21 protein-coding genes and 1 pseudogene are annotated in these 21038 nt (G+C 70.5%); 5 read left to right on the forward strand and 17 right to left on the reverse strand.

The features are described 5' to 3' along the window. Positions 1 to 2: 2 nt before the first annotated feature. From O7601_RS25435 to O7601_RS25515, 17 genes and pseudogenes are all read right to left on the reverse strand, one after another. Entirely contained in the window at positions 3 to 335 is a 333-nt protein-coding gene (locus tag O7601_RS25435) for a hypothetical protein (protein WP_281563611.1), read from the reverse strand. Further along, complete coding sequence (locus O7601_RS25440; protein WP_281563612.1) at positions 332 to 811, reverse strand: hypothetical protein; 480 nt, start codon at positions 809 to 811, stop codon at positions 332 to 334. The genes O7601_RS25435 and O7601_RS25440 overlap by 4 nt, the downstream gene beginning before the upstream one ends. A gap of 91 nt (positions 812 to 902) precedes the next feature. Beyond that, positions 903 to 1385, reverse strand: a complete 483-nt coding sequence (locus O7601_RS25445) for a hypothetical protein (RefSeq protein WP_281563613.1) — start codon at positions 1383 to 1385, stop codon at positions 903 to 905. 163 nt (positions 1386 to 1548) lie between these two features. Beyond that, positions 1549 to 2535: a DUF932 domain-containing protein gene (locus O7601_RS25450; RefSeq protein WP_281563614.1), complete on the reverse strand. Its 987-nt coding sequence runs from the start codon at positions 2533 to 2535 to the stop codon at positions 1549 to 1551. Between the two features lie 170 nt (positions 2536 to 2705). Beyond that, on the reverse strand, positions 2706 to 3275 hold the full coding sequence (locus tag O7601_RS25455; protein WP_281563615.1) for a hypothetical protein: 570 nt from the start codon (positions 3273 to 3275) through the stop codon (positions 2706 to 2708). After that, positions 3272 to 3424 carry a hypothetical protein gene (locus tag O7601_RS25460; RefSeq protein ID WP_281563616.1) on the reverse strand — a complete coding sequence of 51 codons (153 nt, stop codon included), beginning with the start codon at positions 3422 to 3424 and terminating at the stop codon, positions 3272 to 3274. Before O7601_RS25460 ends, O7601_RS25455 begins: the two co-directional genes overlap by 4 nt. Then, on the reverse strand, positions 3415 to 3909 hold the full coding sequence (locus O7601_RS25465) for a hypothetical protein (RefSeq protein ID WP_281563617.1): 495 nt from the start codon (positions 3907 to 3909) through the stop codon (positions 3415 to 3417). The genes O7601_RS25460 and O7601_RS25465 overlap by 10 nt, the downstream gene beginning before the upstream one ends. Before the next feature lie 86 nt (positions 3910 to 3995). Continuing rightward, on the reverse strand, positions 3996 to 5108 hold the full coding sequence (locus O7601_RS25470; protein WP_281563618.1) for a hypothetical protein: 1113 nt from the start codon (positions 5106 to 5108) through the stop codon (positions 3996 to 3998). A gap of 434 nt (positions 5109 to 5542) precedes the next feature. Continuing rightward, positions 5543 to 6022: pseudogene (locus O7601_RS25475) on the reverse strand (M23 family metallopeptidase); the annotation flags it as partial. Between the two features lie 101 nt (positions 6023 to 6123). After that, positions 6124 to 6939, reverse strand: coding sequence for a replication-relaxation family protein (locus O7601_RS25480; protein ID WP_281563619.1), 816 nt, complete (start codon positions 6937 to 6939; stop codon positions 6124 to 6126). 121 nt (positions 6940 to 7060) lie between these two features. Further along, the gene (locus O7601_RS25485) at positions 7061 to 8599 is read right to left on the reverse strand and encodes a type IV secretory system conjugative DNA transfer family protein (protein ID WP_281563620.1); all 1539 of its coding nucleotides are present in this window, start codon (positions 8597 to 8599) and stop codon (positions 7061 to 7063) included. Further along, the gene (locus O7601_RS25490; RefSeq protein ID WP_281563621.1) at positions 8596 to 9852 is read right to left on the reverse strand and encodes a hypothetical protein; all 1257 of its coding nucleotides are present in this window, start codon (positions 9850 to 9852) and stop codon (positions 8596 to 8598) included. Before O7601_RS25490 ends, O7601_RS25485 begins: the two co-directional genes overlap by 4 nt. A gap of 141 nt (positions 9853 to 9993) precedes the next feature. Beyond that, positions 9994 to 11784, reverse strand: coding sequence for a DUF87 domain-containing protein (locus tag O7601_RS25495; RefSeq protein WP_281563622.1), 1791 nt, complete (start codon positions 11782 to 11784; stop codon positions 9994 to 9996). Next, positions 11781 to 12707, reverse strand: coding sequence for a PrgI family protein (locus tag O7601_RS25500; protein ID WP_281563623.1), 927 nt, complete (start codon positions 12705 to 12707; stop codon positions 11781 to 11783). The genes O7601_RS25495 and O7601_RS25500 overlap by 4 nt, the downstream gene beginning before the upstream one ends. Further along, positions 12704 to 14449, reverse strand: a complete 1746-nt coding sequence (locus tag O7601_RS25505; protein ID WP_281567030.1) for a hypothetical protein — start codon at positions 14447 to 14449, stop codon at positions 12704 to 12706. Before O7601_RS25505 ends, O7601_RS25500 begins: the two co-directional genes overlap by 4 nt. 323 nt (positions 14450 to 14772) lie before the next feature. Then, entirely contained in the window at positions 14773 to 15213 is a 441-nt protein-coding gene (locus O7601_RS25510) for a pilin (RefSeq protein WP_164448140.1), read from the reverse strand. Between the two features lie 280 nt (positions 15214 to 15493). Beyond that, entirely contained in the window at positions 15494 to 16315 is an 822-nt protein-coding gene (locus tag O7601_RS25515; protein ID WP_281563624.1) for a hypothetical protein, read from the reverse strand. Positions 16316 to 16959: 644 nt separating this feature from the next. Between O7601_RS25515 and O7601_RS25520 the strand changes: the two genes are divergently transcribed. The 5 genes from O7601_RS25520 to O7601_RS25540 all read left to right on the forward strand — a co-directional run bounded on the left by O7601_RS25520 (position 16960) and on the right by O7601_RS25540 (position 20966). Further along, a complete protein-coding gene (locus O7601_RS25520; protein WP_281563625.1) occupies positions 16960 to 17604 on the forward strand; it encodes a hypothetical protein in 645 nt (214 codons plus the stop codon). 86 nt (positions 17605 to 17690) lie between these two features. Then, positions 17691 to 18344, forward strand: a complete 654-nt coding sequence (locus tag O7601_RS25525) for an SAM-dependent methyltransferase (RefSeq protein ID WP_281563626.1) — start codon at positions 17691 to 17693, stop codon at positions 18342 to 18344. 371 nt (positions 18345 to 18715) lie between these two features. Continuing rightward, entirely contained in the window at positions 18716 to 19027 is a 312-nt protein-coding gene (locus tag O7601_RS25530) for a transposase (RefSeq protein WP_281562178.1), read from the forward strand. Continuing rightward, on the forward strand, positions 19024 to 19950 hold the full coding sequence (locus O7601_RS25535; protein WP_281562177.1) for an IS3 family transposase: 927 nt from the start codon (positions 19024 to 19026) through the stop codon (positions 19948 to 19950). The genes O7601_RS25530 and O7601_RS25535 overlap by 4 nt, the downstream gene beginning before the upstream one ends. 41 nt (positions 19951 to 19991) lie before the next feature. Further along, on the forward strand, positions 19992 to 20966 hold the full coding sequence (locus tag O7601_RS25540) for a hypothetical protein (RefSeq protein WP_281563627.1): 975 nt from the start codon (positions 19992 to 19994) through the stop codon (positions 20964 to 20966). Positions 20967 to 21038: the final 72 nt, after the last annotated feature.

Here is a 21038-nt window from a genome sequence, read left to right on the forward strand (position 1 = left end):
GGCTAGCTGGTGGGGTGGTCGATCTCGCCGCCGCCGTTGACCTCGAGAGCGATGAGGCGGTCGTCGGTCTCGGTGGTGTCGGCGTGCAGGTAGAGGTCACCGGCGCGGCGTTTCACGCCGATGGAGACGCCGTGCACGTCGAGCACCACGTACGCGGTGCGATCCCCGGACTCGCCGGGGTAGACGCGCAGGTTGAGCCGGGTGATCACCTCGGCGCAGACGGGGTCGACCGGGCCGAGTAGGGCGAGGGCGTCCGCGAGTTGCGGGCCGTTGAGGGTGCGTTGTCCGTCGCCGAGGCCGCCTGTGTCCTCCGGCGGATCAATCGGCGGCGTCATGCCGGCCTCCCCTCGTCGGTCGCGGGCTCGTCAGTTGCGGGCTCGTCGCTGGGCGGCGTGGGTGGGAAGGCGGGGAGGATGCTGGCGAGGGTGCTGCCATCCGGGTCGTCGGTGATGGCGGCGCAGGCGATGAGCGCGACTGCGGCAGCGGCGGCTTGCGCCGGGGTGTAGCGCACGCGCACGGTGCGGGTGCCGTCGAGGGTGGTGGCGCGGACCTCGACGCGGCCCGGCTGCCAGGTCGCAACCGGCAGCCGCTCGTCCGGCACCGCCTTGACGGTGCCGCGCAGCGCCTCGCGGAGTGCGGCGCGTAGGTGCTCGCGGCGGCGGGCAGCGGCGGCCTCCCACCTCGACGCCGCCTTTTGGTGGGCGGCGCGGTCGTCGCCGGTGGCGACCGCCGCGCGGGCGTGGAACCGCTCGGCGTTGCCGATGGCGTGAGCGAACTCGGCGGCAAGATCAAAAAGTCGGTCTGGATTCATCGGGTACTCCGTCAGCGAGTCGAAGGGGTGTCGCCTGGGGGTGCCGCGCGGCCGGGGTCGGACCGTGGCCGCGCGGCACACGTCGCGGCGGTCAGGAATGGGCGGCCGGTGGCCCGTCGGCACCGTCGGCGGTGGCCGGTGGCCATGCCGTCCCCCCGCCCGTGGGGAACGGTGGGGCGGCCTTCACGTGCGGTAGGCCGGGGTCGAGTTTCTGGCCGATGCGGTCGAGGCTGATCGCCCCGTACGCGGTCAGGTGCGCGCCCACGGCAAGGGCCTGCGCGCCGGTGAGCAGCACGACGAGGCGGCGGCCCTGCCTGTCGTGGACGTGCAGCTCGACGTGGCCGTTGGTCAGTGGCCGGACGGGCAGGAACCGCTCGACCTGGGCTCCTTCGGGTGCCGTCGCCCAGATCGCCGAGCAGAGTTGGTTCCACTGCTCGCTGCTGAGGGCGTCCCACTGCTCGGCGCGAGCGGTCAGGTGAGCGTGTTCGGCGTGGGTGGCGGAGTGTTCGGCCATCGCGTGGGCGACCTCAGCCGCCGCGAAGTGGGCACACACTCGGTTGGCCAGCGCGATCATCGAGGTGGCCGTCGGCGCCGGAGCGTGCAGAGGCGTAGCGGCGGGCTCCGGTGCCGGCGAAGCCGCAGCGGCGGGCGAGGCGGGGACGGATGCGGTACCGGTGGCGGGGTGTCCGCCGGTACCGGGGCCGGGCGTGGTGGCCCGGCCCCAATGCCGGCCCACCTCAGACCGCCAGCAACTCGAACGCGCGGGCCTTCAGGTCCACACCGGCACCGGTCAGCGCCCGCGTAGCCCGGACGAGGTCGGATTTGGCCGGGGCGAAGTGGTCGACGTACTCGGTGATGGCCTGGTAGCCGGCCCACCGGGTGCCCTTGACCGCCTTCTGCGTGTCCGCGTCCCGGATGAGGTACCGCAACGTGTTCGTGCGCTGCTTCGCGTTGTTGCGCGCGGTGTCGGAGGCGTCGTCCGCGAGGGGCCACACCTGCGCGACGATCTTCTCGAACTCGCCCATGGTCAACGACTCGTTGATCATCTTTTCGGCTTCGGTCTCGAAGTCGCGGAACGCCTTCCACATCAGCCCGAGTGCCTGCCGCGCCTCGGCGATCTTGCTGGTGACGTTCGAGGTGTGCCGGAACGTGTACGAGGCACGCGAGCGCTGGTAGGCAAGGGCTTGGGTATTCGCGCACACGATCCGGACCGGAGTGGCATCGAGGCGAAGCGCGGCGGTGCCATCGTGCGAGGTGGTGGCCGCGAGGTACAAGTCCATGTCGTCCACCCCGGCAATGCGCATCGCGGTGGGTAGCTTCATGGTGACGAACACCGAGCGGCCCTTACGCATAGAGCCGGCGGTCTCGAAGTGCGCGCCGGAGGCGTCGACCAGGAGGTTGAGCGTCTCGGCGACCTGCTCGTTCTGGACAACCGAGTAGTCCTCGCCCACCACGCCGAGGTACTCGGTCTCACCCGTGACGGGGTTGGTGCGCACGGTCATGTACTTGTCGGGGCAGTCGACCTTCGTCACCCCCCGCTCGGTGACCTCGATGCCCTGAAGGGCGATCTTGCGGACCTCCCAGCCACCGAGCCACGCCTTGCTCATGACCTCCTGCGCGGTCATGCACGCCTCGGTGACGGTCCCGAGCTGATGCCAGGCGGTCAACCGCGCGGAGGCGAACGCCGTCTGACCGTTCGCGAGGGTTTCGAGTTCGTGTGCCACGGTGGCACCCCTTCCGGTTGTGGTGTTCAGGTGGGCGGCGGGCCGGGGGTTGCGACCCCGGGCCGCGCCGCCAATAACAATGTTTCCTACCTCCATCGGCCGATCAAGACGATCGGTTCGAGTCGATCGAGGTTTCTGCGGCGAATCTGACGCCCGCCGCTGGGTGTGGCCTACCGGGTGTCGGTGGCCGGGCGAATGCGCCCGTCCGGGCCGTACACGTACGTGCGGACGGTTTTGAACGGGGATGGTAGGTAGACGGTGAATCCGTGCTCGGGGATGAACCGGGTTCGGTAGTCGCGGGTGATGCCCAACAGGTACCGGTCGGGTTTGTCACCGTGCGACCCCGGCGGAATGATGCCCGCCCCGGGCCGGTCAGCACGGGCGCGGCGGTGCCGACCGAGCGCCAGATGCGGGCACAGCGATAGGGCGGCGGTCATGCACTCGCGGTGCCCCGGCGGGTCCGAGTAACGCATCAGCTCAGCCGCGCGAGGTCCGCCGAGGAACGCCACCCAATATCCCATCGGCTCACCGCACAACGAGCACCGCCGTTCGACGGCGAGGCGGGTCGAGACGGTGGTATTGATCGTGGTGAAGTCCACATGCGACCCGCCGCCGGGGTTGGGGTGGATGTTGACCGGTGGGATGGGGAGGCCGCGCCGCGCGTCGTGGGGACGCGCGGCCAGCGACGGCGGGATATCGGGCCGGTCAGCGGGCGGGCCGATGGGCGCGATGCCGGTCACGACGCACCGGCCGCACGATCGGTCCGGGCGTCAGTCACGGTGACGTACGGAAATTCCGACCGCAGTACCGCGTGTGCCTGTTCCCACTGCGCCTCGGTCAGGCACAAGGTCTCCGGTTCGAGGTTCGCACCGGTCATCGTCACGGCCATGACGCCCGCCTCGTGCGCCGAGTCGAACAGGCCACCCGGTCGCCACCGGCAACCATGTACACGCGTGCCTCGTCGGCGGGCCGGGACATCAAGGCGGTACGGCGGTGCTCAGCCAGCCACCGGCCGACCACCTCCGCCGGGTCGCCGGTCAGCGTGCCGGTGTCGTACGCCTCGTCATTGAGCCAGGCGAGGTGATCGGCGACCGTCCAATCGGGGTGGATGAGCCAGGACTGCCGGACGGCCTGCCAGATGGTCAGCCGTGCCTGCGTCGGTGTGGCGATCGGTTCGACGGGTTGTGAGCCGTGGGGGCCGGGCACCGGGCAGAGCGGGGTGCCGTCGTGGTGGGATGTGGCTGGGCGTGGGGCGAATCCGTCGAGGGGCCAGCGACGCGGCGGCGCGGGCCGGGCGGGTTCGCCGCATTCGGGGCAGCGCAGCGACCCCGGCGTGACCGTCGGGCCGTGGGGGTGGTTGTGGTGGGTGGTCATGGTCTGTTCCTTCCGTCTGGGGCTGGTGGGTTGGGCGTGCGGCTGCCGGGGCCGGGCAGGCTGCCCGGCCCCGGCGGGGCGGTAGGTCAGGCCGCTACCGGCGCGGCGGTGGCCTCGTCGGTGCTGGTCTCGTCACCGGCGGGCGGGGTGGTGTCGGTCTGCGGCGGGGCCATGAACGCGCGGACCTCGGCGGTCGGAGCGGGCGGGTTGTCCGCGAGGGCGTAGGTTTCCGGGGCCTCACGGGTCAGGACCAGCACCCCGAACCCGGTCAGCTTCTCCATGCCGTTGCGGACCGCTCCGGGGCTGCGTCCGCCGATCTCACGGGCGACGGTGCCGGGGGTCACGTCGTGGCCGGGGCCGAGGTCACGCATGAACGCCTCGACCCGGTTACGCAACTCGTTCTTGCCCAACTTGACCGACCCGTCGCTGTTGATCTCACCCGTGGTGCGACCGGTGCCGGTGGCGCGGCGGGCCGAGGGACGGCGGATCTTGCGGGTGTGCCCGCACGTCGGGCACGTGCTGTGCGTCGGCGCGTTGGCCGGGTCCACCGTGGCGAGGTCACCGTCCCCGATCACCCACAGTTCGTCACCGTCCTCGGTGACCGGCAGGCGACGGGCGGCACCGGCAACCTCCATCGCGGCGAGGATCGTGTCACCCATCGCCACCGACAGACCGCTCTCGCCGATCGCCGCGTCAGCCGTGATGCCGTCCGGGTGCCCGCCGAGCACACCGGCCATGATCAACACCTTGAGGTCGGGCTGGCGCGGCCCGACCGGTGCCCCGGACACGGGCGCGCCGGACACCGGGGCCTCGGGCAGCGTCGCCTCGTCGGCCGCTTCCGCCGGGCCGGTGGCCGGGGCGTCGTCGGACGGCGTCGGCTCGTCGGTGGTGGCCGGGGCGTCGTCGGGCGTCAGCTCGTCGGTGGTGGCGGGGGCGTCCTCGGCGGCCGGGGTGTCGTCAGTCGTGGTGGCGAGTTCGAACGTGTCGGCGCTCTTGCGGTTGCCCTTGGTCGGGTCGGGGGTGCGGGTGGCGGTACCGGCGGCTTCCATGGCGGTGAGCGCCTCGGTGACGACCGGCAGCGGCAGGTTCGCCGTTCCGGCCAACTTGCGGGCGGTGACGCCGGGGTGCTCGCGCAGCGCCTCGACGACGGCGGACCGGGCCTCGTCGGTGCCGGGGGTCAGAACGATGTTCGCGGTCATGGCAATACACCTCCACAAAAAGGGGTCGACAAACAGCGATTCCGCGTACGCGTGATGCGTATTGTTTGCGGTTTCGCCGGGGCGGTTTTTGTTGCCCACGTCCATGGACGCTCGATGACCAATGGTTGTCAACCCCGCCACCCAAGACTCTTTACCGGGGGCGACACAACGCCGCTTCCATCCTCCCATCCGGAAACCCTTACCGCCGCACGGTGCGCCATTAAACGGCCCCAATTCGACGCTGCGCCATGTTCGGCGCACCTCCCCACCCCGAACAGGGTCGGCACGGGTGCGACCCGCATACGCCGTCTTACGTGGTACCGGCTTTCGGGATGTCGACCATGACGCCACGCGTCCGGCAAACCCAGACGCGCGACGGTCACCGCACCCCACGGACGCGCATTCACATGGTGCGGGAAAATCACTTCACGGCTTTACAGCACTACGCCTCTTTGCCGCATGAACGGCACCGGGTCAACCTCATTGTTGCCGCCTTCGTGGATCTCGTAGTGCAAATGGGGGCCGGAGGAGTTTCCAGAGCTTCCAACGTGGCCTATCGGCTGCCCGGCGATCACCGTCTGCCCGACCGTTACCGTCGGCTGCCGGACCATGTGGCAGTAGCGCGAGACGATGTCACCAGCGTGGCGGATGTCGGCGTACCAGCCGCACCCGCCGAGGCCGGGGTACCCGTCGCTGTCGCACGGCATCGGCGCGCCCGTCGGTTCCCATGACTCACCGCCGACGTTGCACCGTATGCGCACCACCACGCCGTCGGAGGCGGCACGGATGACGGTGCCTTTCGGGGCCATGATGTCGACCCCGTCGTGGCCGGGCCGATCGGCGGTACGGAAGCCGGAACCAGCCGTGCCCACCACCGGGCGAGTCCATCCGGAGGCGCTGATCGGCGCGCCGTCACCCCCGGCCCCACCCCCGCCGAACACCGACGAGACGACCCCGGCGGTAGCGGAGGTGAGCAGCAGCAATGCCCCAGCAGCCCCCACCGCGACCCACAGCGCTATCCGTCCCACGACGCACCACCCCCGCCCGGTGCGGGTAGGTCAGCCAGACTCACCCGGTCGGGGTGCCCCAGGATGCGCCAGACCGGCCCCGCCGGGCCGCCGGATGAGGTGGCATGGTCGGCGGCGGCGGTGGCGACGGTCAAACCGTCCGGTACCCCGACCCGGCGCAGGTGGGTGTGCAGGTTGGTCTCACGGGCGGCGGTGGGTAGCCAGAACAGCACCGGGTACGCCCGCCGGGGCGGTAGTGCGGCGTAGCCGGTCAGCTTGCCCACCACCCGGCCCAACGTCTCCGTACCGAGGTCGACCTCGACCCAGAACGGCAGCGTCCGGCCGTTGTCGGCCCACACGCCGTGCCCGTCCGGGCGGACCAGGTTGCCGCACGCCTCCCGGCAGCGTGCCTCGTTCCACCACCTGACCAGCCGCGCGCCGGGGCGGGTGCGGGCATGGCCGGTCAGGGCCACGAAGAACCCGTTCACCGTGAGCAGGTGAGCCAAGGTCGGGGACATGGCGAGTCGGGCGGTGGCGTCGCGTACGGCCGCCGGACGGGGCAGCGTCTCGCCGCGTCCGGCCGCCAGCAGTGCCGCGCCGACCGGGCCGAGGGTCCACCTCCACGCTTGTGAGCCAGGCCGGTGGTAGTGCCGGAACCGGTCGAGGATGTCTCTGCCGTGGAGGGTGTTGAGGCGGTTACGGGCACGACCGACCGACCCGAAGGCCAGGTCGACAAGCTGATCGGTAGTGAAGGTCCGGTGCTGGTCGAGCAGGTCGAGCAGGAGCCGATCTCGGGGCGTGAGTCGGCCGAGTTCGGCGGCCACGACGGACGCCGTGAGGCGCAGACTGCCGGTGGCAGATGTGCGGGTAGGAGGGATATCTCTTATCAGTCGGTTCCGGTCCACCGGTCCTCCTCACCCCCGTCCACGTGCGCGTACGAAGTGTTCAAGGGGCGTGTTCACCCGGCTGCTCGTGGTCGTTGCGTTCCTCGTTAGATCGCTCGTTAGACCTCTCGTTAGACCCCTCGCCCCGAGCAGCGAAGGTGTTGCGACCCACCAGGTCACTGACCGCAGCGTCGACCGGGACGGAAGACTCGGTGGTGGCCGTGGCGGTAGCGGCTTCGGCAAGTAGCCGCCGCCGCTGCTTCACCGGCAGGCCGGTGTGATCTCGGGCCGCGCGGCGCAGCTCGCCGGCACGCCCCGCGATGGCCGGCGGCGGGGGCTCGGTGTCGGCGGTGACCGGTGGGACGACCCGGCCACCGACGACCGGGCGGAGGACAACCTCGTAGCCGCCGAGGCGGATCAGGTCCCCGTCGTCCAGATAGGGCCGCAGGTGCCGGGCTTGGTCGATGGCGTCGCGGGGGGCGAGGGCGAAGTACACCTTGTTCCGCGCGTTGGCGTCGATCGCCTCCACCATGTCCCCCGACAGCTGCCCGAGGTACTGATGCGCCAGGACGAACGAGGTGTGCAAGCCGCGGGCCTCGGCAAGGGCGTCATCGATGCCGATGGGCAGGTGCAGGAAGTTGTGGCACTCGTCCAGCACGATCATGGCGTCGGGGCGGTCGTCTTCGGGGATGCGGGCGCGGGCGGTGGTGGCCTGCCACAGCCCGGCCAGGAGCAGGGAGCCGACCAGGCGGGTGCCGTCCTCGCCGAGAACTCCCTTGGGTAAGCGGGCCAGCAGAACGCCGCCGTCGAGGATGTCGGCGAAGGAGAACGTGGTGGCCGGCACCCCAAACAGGCTGTTCGCCATCGGGTGAGCGAGGACGAGGCGCAGTCGGGACAGCAGCGGGGCGATCAGGCCGGAGCGCTGCGTGGCGGGCAGCTCGTTGAAGCCTTCCCAGAACTGGCCGAGGGTGTTGCCCTCCCATGCGTTCAACCTGCTGGTGGCCGTGTCCACCCGCGCGGCCCTCCACTCGGAGTCGGACAACAACCGCGGTAGCTGGGTGAGGGTGGCACCTTCGATGTGGGCGAGGGTGAGCAGGCCGTGGTAGCAGATATCGGCGGTGCGGTGGCCCCACCAGCGGGACCACACCGTCGCCATCACCGCCGTGAGGTTCGCGGCCACGTCGTGCGGACTGCCGCCGTGCACGGCCGGGTCGAGCAGATTGATCCCCGGTGGCGCGGCTCGTTCGTCCGGGTCGATGAGGACCAGGCGGTCACCACAGTCCTTCGGTAGCCGGGCGAGGAGGTCTCGGATGAGGTCGCCCTTGGCCGGGTCGAACGCGGCCACGCCGCGCCCGGCCTCGACGTCGTCGAGGATCATCCGCAGCAGCAGTGTCGTCTTGCCCGTGCCGGTGGGCCCGAGGGCATGCAGGTGGTAGCGGCAGTCGGGCAGGGAGATCCCCACCCGCATCGGCGGTCCGGCGTTGGCGACACCGATGACTTTGCCGCCGAGGCCGTGCCGCTCATCAAGTGGTACCAAGTTCAGCCTGCGGCTGTCCGGGTGGGAGGTGTGCACGGGTGCCGTGGTGTTGGTCTTGTTCATGGAGTGCTCCAGGCGGTTGGCGGGTCGTCGTTTTCGGTCGCACCAGGCTCTGCCTGCGTCGCTGAGCGGCGGGTTATCACCCCACCGCAGGTCCGGAAGATGTCGCGGGTGGCGGCCCGGCGGCGTGACGCCGCACCAGGCAGGCCGTAGACGGCCGGCTCGGCGGGCAACCCGGCGAGGGCGGCGGCTTCCACCACAGAGACGAGGCTCATCCGGGCCTCGGACATCCATCGATCGGCCGCCGCGACCGCGCCGCGCCGTAGTCGGCGGCGAGTGAAGTGCGCCGACAGCAATCCGAACCCGGAGCAGACATCAGCAGCGGCAGCGGACGCGGCGGCCTTGGTGGGACCGGCGGCGACCGTGCGTACGGCAACGAGCAGGTGAGGTGCGTCTGCGTACTTCGCGCGCGCCTGCCGGGCCAGTTCGGCGGTGTACGGGTCGGCCGGATTGCTGCGCCGCTTCGGGCTCGACGGGCTGGGTGTGAAGATGTTCAAGACGCCGATGATCAGCATGTGCAGCCCATCGGCGAGCAGCCCGACGGCGCGGGATGCCCCACGGGGGCGGCGGGCGCGTTGCGGGTTGGTCATCGCCCGGCGTAGCACCCGCAGACGATGAGCCGGTGCCCGGCCGAGGTGAACTTGCAGGATTGCGGCGCCGGTACGCCCAGCTGAGGCGAGCCCGCCATAGACGGCTCGCAGCCGGTCTTCTTCCGGTGCTCCCGCGTCCACGCCTCGGCGCGGTGGGGTGGCGTCCTCGACCAGGGGCAGCCACTCTGGCTGGGTGGGCCAGACCGCGAGGGCAACGACGGCTCCGGTCGTCGGGACGGCCGGTGGGCGGGTCTGTTCGGCTCGTGCGCCGGGCCAGCCGCGTTGCAGCAGCCGCACCACGGCGGTCGGGTTGACCCCGGGCGGTAGCCACAGCCCGCAGCGCATCCCCTCCGGGTCGGCGGCGACCTCCCACACCAGCCGGGCCGGACGCAGCGCCCACCGGCGAGGCGCGGGCAACACGGTAGCGAGCAGCCGCCACAGACCGACCGTCGCGGCCGGTGTGGCGGTCACCGGCGGGGTGATCTCCAGCCACCGCGCGGCGGCAGCGTGCCGCCGCCAGATGTGCCGCCGCCACCACGTCCACCCGATCCGTACGCCGATGAGCGCCGCGACAGCGGCGAGGATCATTGGCCACCGGTCGCGGACAAGACGCCACACAGCGTCGGTGGCGTCGTTACCCCAGGAGCCGCACAGCAGCTCACCCACAATGGAATCGGGAACTCCGCCCTGGCCGGGCATACAGCCAGCGGGAGCCGAAGGCGACGACGGCGGGGATGGAACCAGCGTGAAGGAGGCAACCATCGCGAACTCCGATCGGCAGTGGCGCAGGACGGTTCACGGTCCAGTTCAGCGGCGGCGAGTGGGCGTGCCAGTGACTGGGCCGGTGACGATCAACTCGTGCTCGGTCGCGGAGGCGTGGCTGTGGAAGGCCACCCGCGCGGACCCGGCCGCGAGCAGGGCGTCTCCGCGTTGGCAGGACAGCAGGAACGCCCGCTCGCCGTCGGTGAGCCCAAACGCCTCGGCGACGGCGTCGATCGCTTGCGGCGCCTGCCGCAGCAGCACCTGCGTGGCCGCGTTGGAGACGACGGCGCGGCCGGTCTTGGTGGCGAGGACGTCGGCGGCGTCCTGAGTGACGACGGTCAGGCCGACCCCATACTTGCGGGCGGACTTGGCGAGGGTCTCCAGGAACCGGCCGCCGCGCCCGCCGGAGAGCAGCTTCCACGCCTCGTCCACCAGCACCATCCGCAGCACCTCCGGCCGCTGACCGGAGGCGGTCGCGCCGCGTACGGTGCGCCAGATCGTGTCCAGGGTGAGCAGTGTCCCGACCGGATGAAGCTGCTCGGGGAGGTCTTTGATGGCGAACACCACCAGGTGCCCGAGTGGCGCGGTGGTGGTCGGCCCGTCGAACAGGCCCTTCATGCTGCCCGCCACGTAGGGATGCAGGCGGGCTGCTACTCGACGGCCGGCGTCGTCGGTGTCCTCCAGCGCGGCCACCACGTCGGCCAGCAGCGGCGCCGGTCGCCTCCAGGTACGCGAGTCGGTGGTGATGCCCTTGTCCCGATACGCGGCCAGCACCGCCACGTCGAGGGATCGAGCCTCGTCGCCGGGCAGCGGCGGGCTGACGGCGGTGTCTCCGCTAGCCATGACCGCGACCAAGGTCTGCATGAACCGTGCCCGGTCGTGGAGGGCATCGTCGCCGGGTGGCAGGTCGAGAGGGTTGATCTTCACCTCTGACGCGCCGAGACGGATGACGGTGCCGCCGACCGCGTCGGCCAGCCGCAGGTATTCGTCTTCGGGGTCGATGACGAACGCCTCCACCCCGAGGCACAGGTTGCGCAGCAGGTCGAGCTTGGCCAGGTAGGACTTGCCTTCGCCGGAGCGGGCGAGGATGACGGCGTTGTAGTTGGACTGCGCCCACCGGTCCCAGACCACGACGCCGGCCGAGTGCAGGTTCAGCCCGAACAGCACCCCCATGCCGCTGTCCCCGGCGGTGTCGGGCAGGTCGGGGCTGGTGAACGGAAACGCTGCGGCGAGGGCGTCGGTGTCGAAGACCCGTTTCATTCCGAGCGCGTCGAATGCGAGGGGTAGGCCGCTGAACCAGCCCTGCAACTGCCGCCACGTCACCGGCGCGGTGTCCAGCAGCAGCGAGGAGGCCAGGGACCGCACCTCGGCCACCCGCTGTCTGAGGTCGTCGGGGTTGGCGCCGTGGACGGTCAGGTAGAGGCCGAGGCGGAACAGCCGCGCCTCGCCCCGGGCGACCCGCGTGGCCAGCTCGGCGGCGTCGGCCGCGGCGGCGTCGAGATCGGGATCGTCGAGGCGGCCCTTGGCCGCGTCCTGCCGACGGGAGGACTCGAACCGGCCGCGCTGCTTACGCAGCCGCTCGGAGGCCACCGCCGGCGCGACGGGCTCGATGTGGAAGGCGGCGTCGACCAGGCCCGGATAGGACAAGAGCGGCTCTGCCCACCCCGGGCCGACCTCGGCCGGGTAGCCGACGACAGCCAGGGTGGCGCTGTAGCCGTCTCCGACCCGCACGAACCGGCCGTCGACCTCGACGGCATCTGGAGAACCGGGCAGGATCGCCGCCCCCTCGAGCGCGGCACGCCGCCGCGTCGGCAGCAGTGCGGAGAGCAGGTTCACAGGTCGTCACCTCGGTCAGATGTGGAGTAGGGCGTGAGGGCCGGGGCGGTGGGGTCGAGGCTGGCCGCGAGCCGCACCGCCGCGTTCGGCCCATCGAGCAGCCGGGCGGGTACCTCGCAGCCGGCGAGGGCGCGTACGGCTTCGGCCGCTGTGTGGGCGGTGTGGTGTGCGCCGCGTCGACTGCGTACGGCGACGGTGATCTGTCGGTGCAGCAGTTCCCGCCGCGCGGCCAGGTCATCGAGGAATGCCACGTGCGCGTTAGCGGCCTCTTCCAACGCCGAGTGCGGCAGTCCCGGGGCGGCGGCGAGGAACCGGTCGGCGAGGTAGGTCAGGTCCACCCGCTGCGCCCGCACCACGATCTGCGCCGGACCGTCGAGGCTGTGTAACCACCGTGCGAACCCGGCCACCAGGGCGTTCTGCTCGCCTGAGGTGCGCAGCCCAAACGCCACCGTCGAGGCGGCGACCAGGCCCGTCGTGCCGTCCGAGCCGAGGTCGATCAGCCCGTCGGCGCTGATGCCCTTCGCGGGCAGCCGCAGCGGTGCGGGCAGCGGCAGCCGGTCACCCGGCCCGGCGGCGGTCTGCACCCACGCCGGAGCCGGGATGACCGGCCCATCGGCCGGCACGAGCCGGCGCGGGCTGCGGCGGTGCCGCAGCGCCGCGAGGACCCAGGCGTCGAGGCTGATGCCGTCACGGCGGCCGACCGCGAGGAGGAACGCCCCAGCGGCGACCGGCATCGCCCCCGCGAGGAACACCACCGGATGCACGAGCGTCGCCACCGCCGTCCACGCCGCATACAGCAGCAGGCCCGCCACGGCGAGGATCACCAACTGCCGTCCCGACATGCCGAACGCGATCCGATCAGCGCGCTCGATATCGGCGGGCACCCGAGCCCGCAGCGGACCTTCTTCGCTGCGGCGGCTCATCGCCGATCACCCCTCGATTTCGGGGACGGGCGCCGCGCAGGAGCGGACGACCGAGCCGGCGGCGGGGACGGGGACGGTCCGGTACCGACGGCGGTCGGACCCACCGAGGTCGGGCCGGCCACCGGGGAGGGTCTCCCCGCTGGGGACGGGGACGGGCGCGTCGATGGGGTTGCCGACTGCCGCCCGTCCGGGGACGGCGGTACGGACGGGGCCGGTGGACGGGGACGGGCCGTGCTGGTGGACAGTGCCCGCCGGGCGGCGGCGTTCACAGCCGCCGAGGTGCCCGTGTTGGCGGCGGCGTTCCCGCTCCGGGTGGCGCGCCGCGCCGCTGTAGGCCGCGTACCTGGGGTCGAGGCGCGTCGTGGCCCCCCGGCTACCGGTGTGGACGGAGCTGCCGAGAACACCGGCGTGACCGGCGCGGGTGGCCGACGCGGCGCGCTCTGCGTCGCTGGTGCCGCCGAGAACGTCACCGCCGTTGCCGCACCACTGGGTGCGGCTTTCGGCCTCGCGGTGGTGGGGTCGCTGAAGGCGACCCTGGCCGGTGGCGCGGCCGGGGACGGCGAACTCGGCTGGGCCGGGTTGGGGTGAGAGAACTGCGCGGCGGGGGCACCACCGGACGGCGGTACCGCTGGCGTGGACGGGGCTGCCGGGTGGCTGAAGGTCGGGGCGGCGTTCGTCCCGGACGGCGCGGGCAGCGGCGTATGGGCGACCGGTGCGTGGCTGAACGCGGCCGGTCCCGGCGGGGACGGCGGGACCGGAGCCGACCCGGGACGGGGCGGGCGAGGTGGACGGGGCGGACGGGTGCCACCGGGCAGCGGACGGGGACCGGGCGGACGGGGTGTCGTCCGTCCGGCGGTCCGCGCCGCGCTCGCGCCGCCAAGGAGGCCGGCCGCTGCCCCGATCGTCTTGAGCATCAGGAAGGCGTGGACGAGTTGCCCGAGCAGTCCTCGGCCGTTGCGCTGCCCGAGCGGGCCGAGGACGAACTGTCGCATCCAGCCCGGCAGTTTGATCAGCAGCCAGAGCATCGTCAGGCACACCACGACGCCGAGGAGCCCGTGCCCGGTCGCGGGTATGCCCATCACGGTCGGTCCGGCAGGGGTGAGGAACACCTTGATGGCGGCCATGACGACGATGGCTTGGGCGAGTTGCAGGCCGAGGCAGGCCAGCGTGCAGCGCCACCACAGGTGGGCCACGCCCTCGGTGAGCGGGCTGGCGTGGCAGATCAACGCCGCCGGGGCGACACCGAACAGGATGACCAGCGCCGCCAACCGCAGAACGAACGTGAACTCCACGACGAGGCACATCACGATCACCGCGATGACCAGCAACGCCATCAAGAACCCGCCGCCTCGCAGGGCGTCATCCACGACCTGCCGGATCGCCGTCGCGGCGCTCGGGCCGTCGATCGTGTTGCCGGCGATGGCCACGGTTAGCGCGTTGGTCAGCTCGATGGCCTTCTGCCCGATGATCAGGCTGCAATTGGCCAGGACCACGCCCACGGCGATGCGGGGTAGCACCTGCTTGAGGCCGTAGGAGGTTTGCAGGGTCTCCCGGGCGGTGACCAGGAACCCTCCGGCCACGATGAACAGCACCATGACGCCGTTGGCGACGACCAAACTGGTCGTCCAGATCGCCTTCACGTGCTCGTTGACGGTGAGGTCCGGGGTAGACAGCCACGATTCGCCGAGGGCTTCCATCACCGGCTGCAGGGCCTGTTCGGCGGCCCACACCACCAGGTCCACCACGGCCTTACGGACCTGACCCCCGACGTCATACCAGGCCGGATCACCGCTGACAGAGGGCTGGCCGGGCGTCGGGGCCGGGCCGGGAGTCGGTGCCGGCGCGGAGGGAGACGGATCCACCCCCGGCGGGCGGACGCCCGGGTCAGGCACGCCGGGCGTCGGCGGCGTGCCAGGTGCGATAGCGGGCGGGCCGGGTGCCGGGCTCGGCTCTGCGTGCGCCGGCCCAACCCAGGTCAGGGCAAGGCCGGCAAGGATCACCACGCCGAGCAGCAGCAACGCCACCGGCCGGACCAAAGAGCGGGATCGGATCCTATGGGCAGCCATCACGCCACCCACGAGCCGACGATGGTTACGAACAGCGGCGCGAGCAACGCGAGGGCATAGCCGATCGCGGCGGACCGCAACGCGAGCTTGGCCTTCTCGACCTCGCCGGGATCGCCGTTCGCGGCCAGATACCGCAGGCCGCCGACGGTCAGGAACAGCGTGGCGACGGCGACGAGGATGCCAACGAGCCAGGCACGGATGTTGTTGGCGACCTGCTGGATCGACTCGGCGGCCAGCACCACCGGGGCGGGCTCGGCCGCCCACGCCACGTGCGGCACGGCAACGAGCGCAGCAGTCACCGCGGCGGTGAGGAGTAGCAGCGCGGCGCGGAAAGTCCGAGGACGGTATCGGGACGGACGGCGGACGGACGGCCGCCCGCAGTTGCCGGCCCCGAGGCGGCGGTCCGCCGCCTCGGGGCGCGGGAAGGGATAGTGATTCATGGGTTGGGCACCTCCGGTGCGCACGACGACGCAGCCCGCAGCGGGGCGTGGGTGCGCGAGTGGGTGGCGAAGGCAGGACCGGACGATGCGGGGTGACCTGTGGTGCCGACCGGCGCGGCCGTCCTCCTCACCAGAAGCGGCGGGTGGGCCGGGGACCGTACGGGGTGTCAGCGCCGTCAACGGGTCCGGTCAGAACAAGGTCACCTGCGCGGAAGAGTCCCGCACTAGGGGATTACAAATCCGAGACCCGGATTGGAAAACCGCAGCTCAGGCACGCTGCTTACGGACGCTTCCGGGCGGTGGACGCGTCGAGGACCACCGTCGCAGTGGCCTCGTTGACCACATCGGCGTACGGATCGGACAGCTCACCGGACTCGATCGCGACCCGCAGCCGGGCGACGGCGGCGGTGCGCCGCTTGTAGAGGTTCCAGCGCGGCTGACCGGTGCGCTCGGCGTAGGCGGTGAGGCTGACCTCTTCCAGGTACGTCGCGCCGATCAGCTCGGCCTCCTGGACGGTGATTGCCCCGGCGGTGACTGCGCGGGCGAGGACGAGATCCGGGTGGCCGTACGGGGCCGGCGGCAACACCGCGCCCGGGGCGTGGTTCGGTGCCCCGGACGAGGTGGGCTCCAGGTCACGCAGCTCGGTACGGGCCTTGGAGAACGCGGCGGACAGCAGGTTGCCGACCACGCCCGGCCTGTCCAGGTCGACCGTGCCGAGAGCGCGCAGGAAGTGCTCGACAATGGCGGCCTGCACATCGCCGGTGAACAGCTTGGCCAGCAGGTACGCCTTGAACCGCAGGCCCGGCAGCGCGACGCCGACCGAACCAGCCCTCCACGCTGGGTCTCCCGTGCGGGCCTGCTGCACGAGGAGTCGCCACGCCGCGTCCCGGTCGGCGTACCCGCAGGATGGGTGCATCAGGATCGCCGACAACTCGGGCAGGGCGATACGACGGCGGGGCAACCCCTGACCGAGGGTTCGGCCGTCCACCGACAGCGGGTTCGGACCCTGCCCCATCAGGTGGAACCGGTACTCGATGTCGTTGAGCAGAGTCTCGCCACGCGGCCCGGCGGCCGGGCCACTGGCGGGGGTACGACGGTCCATGATGGTGCTCCCTCGTGATGACGGTGTGCCGTCCGACAGGAGTGCCGGTCGGCGCTGTGCCACCACGCCACCAGGGCCTTTGAACAGATCATGAACATCGGTGATCTTGTTCAAGGCGTCTCGACACGTGTTCAATCCCGGTCGCCGCCGACATTCGTTCATGCGTCTCGACCTCAGCCCGCCTGCATTCCCAGCCAGGTGTGCAAGCCGTAGCGAGGCTGTTCAAGGCCCTCCGTACCGGTTACAGCCGCTTCGAGACTGCGCCCTGGAACACAGGCCCCACGACTCAGGCAACGGCGTCAAGCAGGATGGCCAGGAGCGCCTCCTGCTGGATGCGCTCGCACCCCAACGCGATCTTGGTTAAGGTCCAGGGCCGCTGAGATGGCTCACGTTCAAGCCGTTGACGATCCCGGTGAATCCGGCAGGGATCTTGTTCAACCTGACATGATCGTGTCGGCGTTCCACGACGTCAGGCCAGTACCTGGGCCCTCGTCGACACTCGCTTCGCCGGCAGCTATCGACAACGGCGTTGGTCCGCCAGGTGGCTGCCGCGCTGCCATGATGAGGAGGTGATCATCCTCGGATACTTGGACGGGTACGAACCGCCTATCCGGCGATCGCCGCTGGTCGACGGATCTGACGTGATGACACACGCGCTGTTCTGGCCCGCTTTCCTCACCACTGTCGGCGGAGCCGCGTCGGCACCGGACGCCTTCGATATCGATCCGGCCGACCTGGAGCAGATCGTCGACGTCTTCGTCGACCCGTACAGATGGCCGGTGTTCTCGCTACCACTGGCCAGGCCCTGTCGCCTGCACGTCATCATGCGCAACGCCGAAGACGACAGCGGGGTCGACTACGTGCTCGATCCCGGCACCGGCGACGCGTCGATCCCCCTCGCCGCCATGGAGGGACACTTCCGAGGGCCGGCGTTCTCATGGCCGGAAGTCGTCGCCGCAGCGCGTCAGCCGGATCCGGATCACACCCCGGCCGAGCGGCTGCTCCTGCTCGTTCCGGCGTGTGCCGACAGCAGCCGCCCGCATGAGGCCGTCGACCTGGTCGCGGAAGCCCTGGCTGCTGTCGGCGCCCGCTCCGACGTGCGTCAGGTCAGCGAAGAACTGCTCAACAGCCGCAGGTACTGGACGCCGTGCCGATGGGAATACGTCGACGACGTCCTCGTCGGCCTCGGACCACACACCTACCGCCGCCACGGCGGTTACCTGTCGCCGGAACAACTTCACCTCATCGCCGCTATCCTCCAGCCCGCATCGAGCGCCGCACATCGGTAGCCCCCGGGCAGGGCAACCGGTTGACCAGACGTGGCCGGGGGCAAACATCCCCTCCGGATCTCGTTCGTTGCTGGTTGAATGCCGTCGTGACCAAGGACTGGCTCCAGTGGCACCAGGACTACGACTCCCCGAACTCCTCGCTGGCGCGCAGGCTGCGCGTCGTCCAGCATGACCTTCGCCGGGCATTGACCGAAGCACCCCACGATGAACACGGCGTCCGACGGTTGATCAGCATCTGCGCCGGTGACGGACGCGACGTGCTGCCGGTCCTTGCCGACCACGACGGCGGTCGCACCATCGAGGCCCTGCTCATCGAACGTGACCCGACGCTGTCGCAGCGCGCCCGCACAGCAGCCATCGGTCTCGGCCTGCCCCAGGTCGACGTGCGCACCACAGACGCCGGCGCGACGGACACCTACGTCGACATCCAGCCCGCACATCTGCTCCTGGCCTGCGGCGTGTTCGGCAACATCACGGTCAACGACGTACGCCGGACCATCGCCATGCTGCACACCCTTGTCCTCGCCGATGGCATCGTGATCTGGACCCGAGGACGCACCGACGACGGCCACGACCCCAGTCACGACATCCGCGCCTGCTTCGCCGAGAACGGCTTCAGCGAAATGTCCTTCACCAGCCCCACCGACGCCAAATTCCGGGTCGGAATGCACCGGCTCACCACCCGCCCCGCAACTGTCCCACCGATGCCGCCCGGCACACGAATGTTCAGCTTCATCTGACAGCCGGCGCTCCCCCTGACCGTCCAACGACAACAACCAGTCACGGTACGACATCAGCTCGTTTCCGGACCCGCTACCGCTACACCGCTCAAGACCAGCCGACCGACACCAACTACCGCTCAGGGTAGAAGCGGTAGCTGACTGAGCACGGCCTTTACGGTTGGCGAATGCCCGAGACTGGACCTCGCCGTGAGCTAGTCAAGAACCGCTGGCTGCTGTCCCTCGCCGTCGTTGTGACAGCGGGAGCGGCGGCCTGGGCCTGGCAACTCGCCGCGACCGGCTTCAGCCCCAGTCCCCGACTCACCGTGAGCCACCCCCGCTTTCATGGAGCTTCTTGATCATGGTCTGATGGCCGTGGGGAGGAAGTCGTCGTGGCAGCACCGAAGAAGTACCCCGATGAGCTACGTCAGCGCGCTGTGCGCTTGTACCGCGAGTCGGACCCGAAGCCGGTGATCCGGCGCCTGGCCGAGCAACTGGGCGTGCATCACGAGGCGTTGCGAAACTGGATCCGCCAAGCCGAGGCTGACACGGGTGAGCGTCACGACCGGCCCACCAGCGAGATGGCCGAGGAGAATCGCCGGCTGCGCAAGGAAGTCGCTGAGTTGCGGCGGGCGAACGAGATCCTGAAGGCCGCGAGCGCGTATTTCGCGGCGGAGCTCGACCCGACCCGGCGACGGTCATGAGGTTCATCGGTGAACACCGTGACCAGTTCGCGGTCGCGCTCCTGCTACGGGTCCTGGGCATCGGCGCCTCGACCTACTACGCGTGGGTCAAGCAGGTCGAGCAGCCCTGCGACCGGGACGTGGTCGACCTGGGGCTGATCTCCAACATCCACGAGATCTGGGAGACCTCCGGGCGCACCTACGGCGCGGACCGAGTCCACCGGCAGCTACGCCGCGACGGCATCCGCGTCGGCCGTAAGCGGGTCGAGCGGTTGATGGCCGAGCAGGGATGGCAGGGTGCGTTCCTGCGCCGGGGCTGGCGCGGCGGCTCCACGAAGCAGGACCCACGGCACACGCCGGCGCCGGATCTGGTCGGGCGGCAGTTCACTGCCGACGGGCCGAACCGGCTATGGGTCGCCGACGCCACCCGCGTCCCCTGCGGTGAGGGCGTGTTCTGGCTCGCCGCGGTCCGGGACGCGTTCTCCCGCCGGATCGTGGGGTGGAAGACCTCCGACCGCTGCGACACCGACCTGATCCTCGCCGCCCTCGAATACGGCATCTGGTCGCGCGACGTCCGTGACGGCCAACTGATCCACCACTCGGACAGGGGATCGAACTACACGTCGTTCCGCTTCGCGGAACGCTTGCAGGACAACGGGATCCTGCCCTCGATGGGCTCCGTCGGCGACTCGTACGACAACGCGCTGATGGAGAACTTCTGGTCGACGCTGAAGATCGAACTCGTCTACCGCACGAGCTGGCGGACCCGCGACGAGGCCGAGAACGCGATCTTCGCCTACATCGACGGCTGGTACAACACCCGCCGCATCCAACGCGAGCTGGGCTACCTCAGCCCGAACGAGTACGAGACCGCCTGGCACAGCCGCCAGACGCCACCAGCCGAGCCAACTATCGCCACCCCTGCGCCAGCCGGCAGCAGGTAACCACCGCTCCATCAAAGCGGGGGAAACTCACCGACCGTGGCGTGATCGCCGTTGCGCTCGACGCACGCCAGACCAACGTAACCGCTCCGGTGCAGGTTGACGTCGCCTACAGCCCCGGAACCGGCAAGGCGGACACGACCTCCCTATCGCTGGTGCTGCAGCACGAATTCGATGCCGTGCCCGAGGCGGCGCCGCCAACCGCTGTCATTGTCCTGTTCTGTGGGGAGTTGGCCACGGGTATCGACATGGTCAACAGATTCGACCAGCCGGTGAAGTGGAAACCCGTGCAGCCAAAGTCCGAGAATGGCGACTACTGGTCCATGCTCGGCGGATCGATGTCGCGATGCGTTTACACGCATGTTTCGCTGGACAGCGGCGGTGTGGGACTGCGGCAGGAAATCTTGTCCGGTGTCAGCCGGATCACGTGCACGCGCGCCTCCGGGCCCCGGCTGCTCTACGTCCTACCAGGACTGACAACCCTACCCCCCGCATCCGCCGGAGATATCGCCTTCCGCCCGCTGCCTCCGAAATCCAGGGCGACCATCGGCCTCTACAACCAACCCGACGACTTCAATGCGCAGACCGCCAGTCCGCAGCTACCGGACGCTGGCATCCTTCGCTGGACCAGGGAACTGCCAGGCGGTGCGGGACCGCTCAGCTACCGCCTGCGTGGCGAACTGCTCGACACGGCGGCTCTACAACAGCGCGACCTGTTCATGGCCGGCGCGTTGGCCGGAGTCGCCGGCGGCGGCATCATGCTCGTGCTCGAGGCCACCGTTCAGTTACTGCTGAATCACAGCCGAAAGCGCGCGGCAAACCCGCAAGCCATGGCCCCACCGTCTCAATCGCAGGATCGCACCGAGGCGCCTGTCCCCATCGCGCCACCGGCGGCCGCGCCCCCTCGTCGCTGCCGCGATCGATCGGTGTCCATCGCGGTGACCGCCGCGGTTGGGACCACCGCCGCCCTAATCCTGCTCCGCCGCAGGAGGAACCGGCGGTTGAGAGCGCGACCCTAGTGTTTCGGCAGCCCCGGGAAAGGAAGCTCTCGCTGTCGGCCAGGCGAGCCAGGCCGAACACGTGGACAGCCG

Source organism: Verrucosispora sp. WMMD573, from assembly GCF_027497175.1.
Classification (GTDB): Bacteria; Actinomycetota; Actinomycetes; order Mycobacteriales; family Micromonosporaceae; genus Micromonospora.

Coding starts and splice junctions, on each gene's coding strand:
- O7601_RS25445 (WP_281563613.1), bottom strand. CDS start 1,385: ATGATCGCGCTGGCCAACCGAGTGTGTGCCCACTTCGCGGCGGCTGAG.
- O7601_RS25465 (WP_281563617.1), bottom strand. CDS start 3,909: ATGACCACCCACCACAACCACCCCCACGGCCCGACGGTCACGCCGGGG.
- O7601_RS25500 (WP_281563623.1), bottom strand. CDS start 12,707: ATGAGCCGCCGCAGCGAAGAAGGTCCGCTGCGGGCTCGGGTGCCCGCC.
- O7601_RS25520 (WP_281563625.1), top strand. CDS start 16,960: ATGACACACGCGCTGTTCTGGCCCGCTTTCCTCACCACTGTCGGCGGA.
- O7601_RS25515 (WP_281563624.1), bottom strand. CDS start 16,315: ATGGACCGTCGTACCCCCGCCAGTGGCCCGGCCGCCGGGCCGCGTGGC.
- O7601_RS25470 (WP_281563618.1), bottom strand. CDS start 5,108: ATGACCGCGAACATCGTTCTGACCCCCGGCACCGACGAGGCCCGGTCC.
- O7601_RS25510 (WP_164448140.1), bottom strand. CDS start 15,213: ATGAATCACTATCCCTTCCCGCGCCCCGAGGCGGCGGACCGCCGCCTC.
- O7601_RS25485 (WP_281563620.1), bottom strand. CDS start 8,599: ATGAACAAGACCAACACCACGGCACCCGTGCACACCTCCCACCCGGAC.
- O7601_RS25460 (WP_281563616.1), bottom strand. CDS start 3,424: ATGGCCGTGACGATGACCGGTGCGAACCTCGAACCGGAGACCTTGTGC.
- O7601_RS25535 (WP_281562177.1), top strand. CDS start 19,024: ATGAGGTTCATCGGTGAACACCGTGACCAGTTCGCGGTCGCGCTCCTG.
- O7601_RS25440 (WP_281563612.1), bottom strand. CDS start 811: ATGAATCCAGACCGACTTTTTGATCTTGCCGCCGAGTTCGCTCACGCC.
- O7601_RS25435 (WP_281563611.1), bottom strand. CDS start 335: ATGACGCCGCCGATTGATCCGCCGGAGGACACAGGCGGCCTCGGCGAC.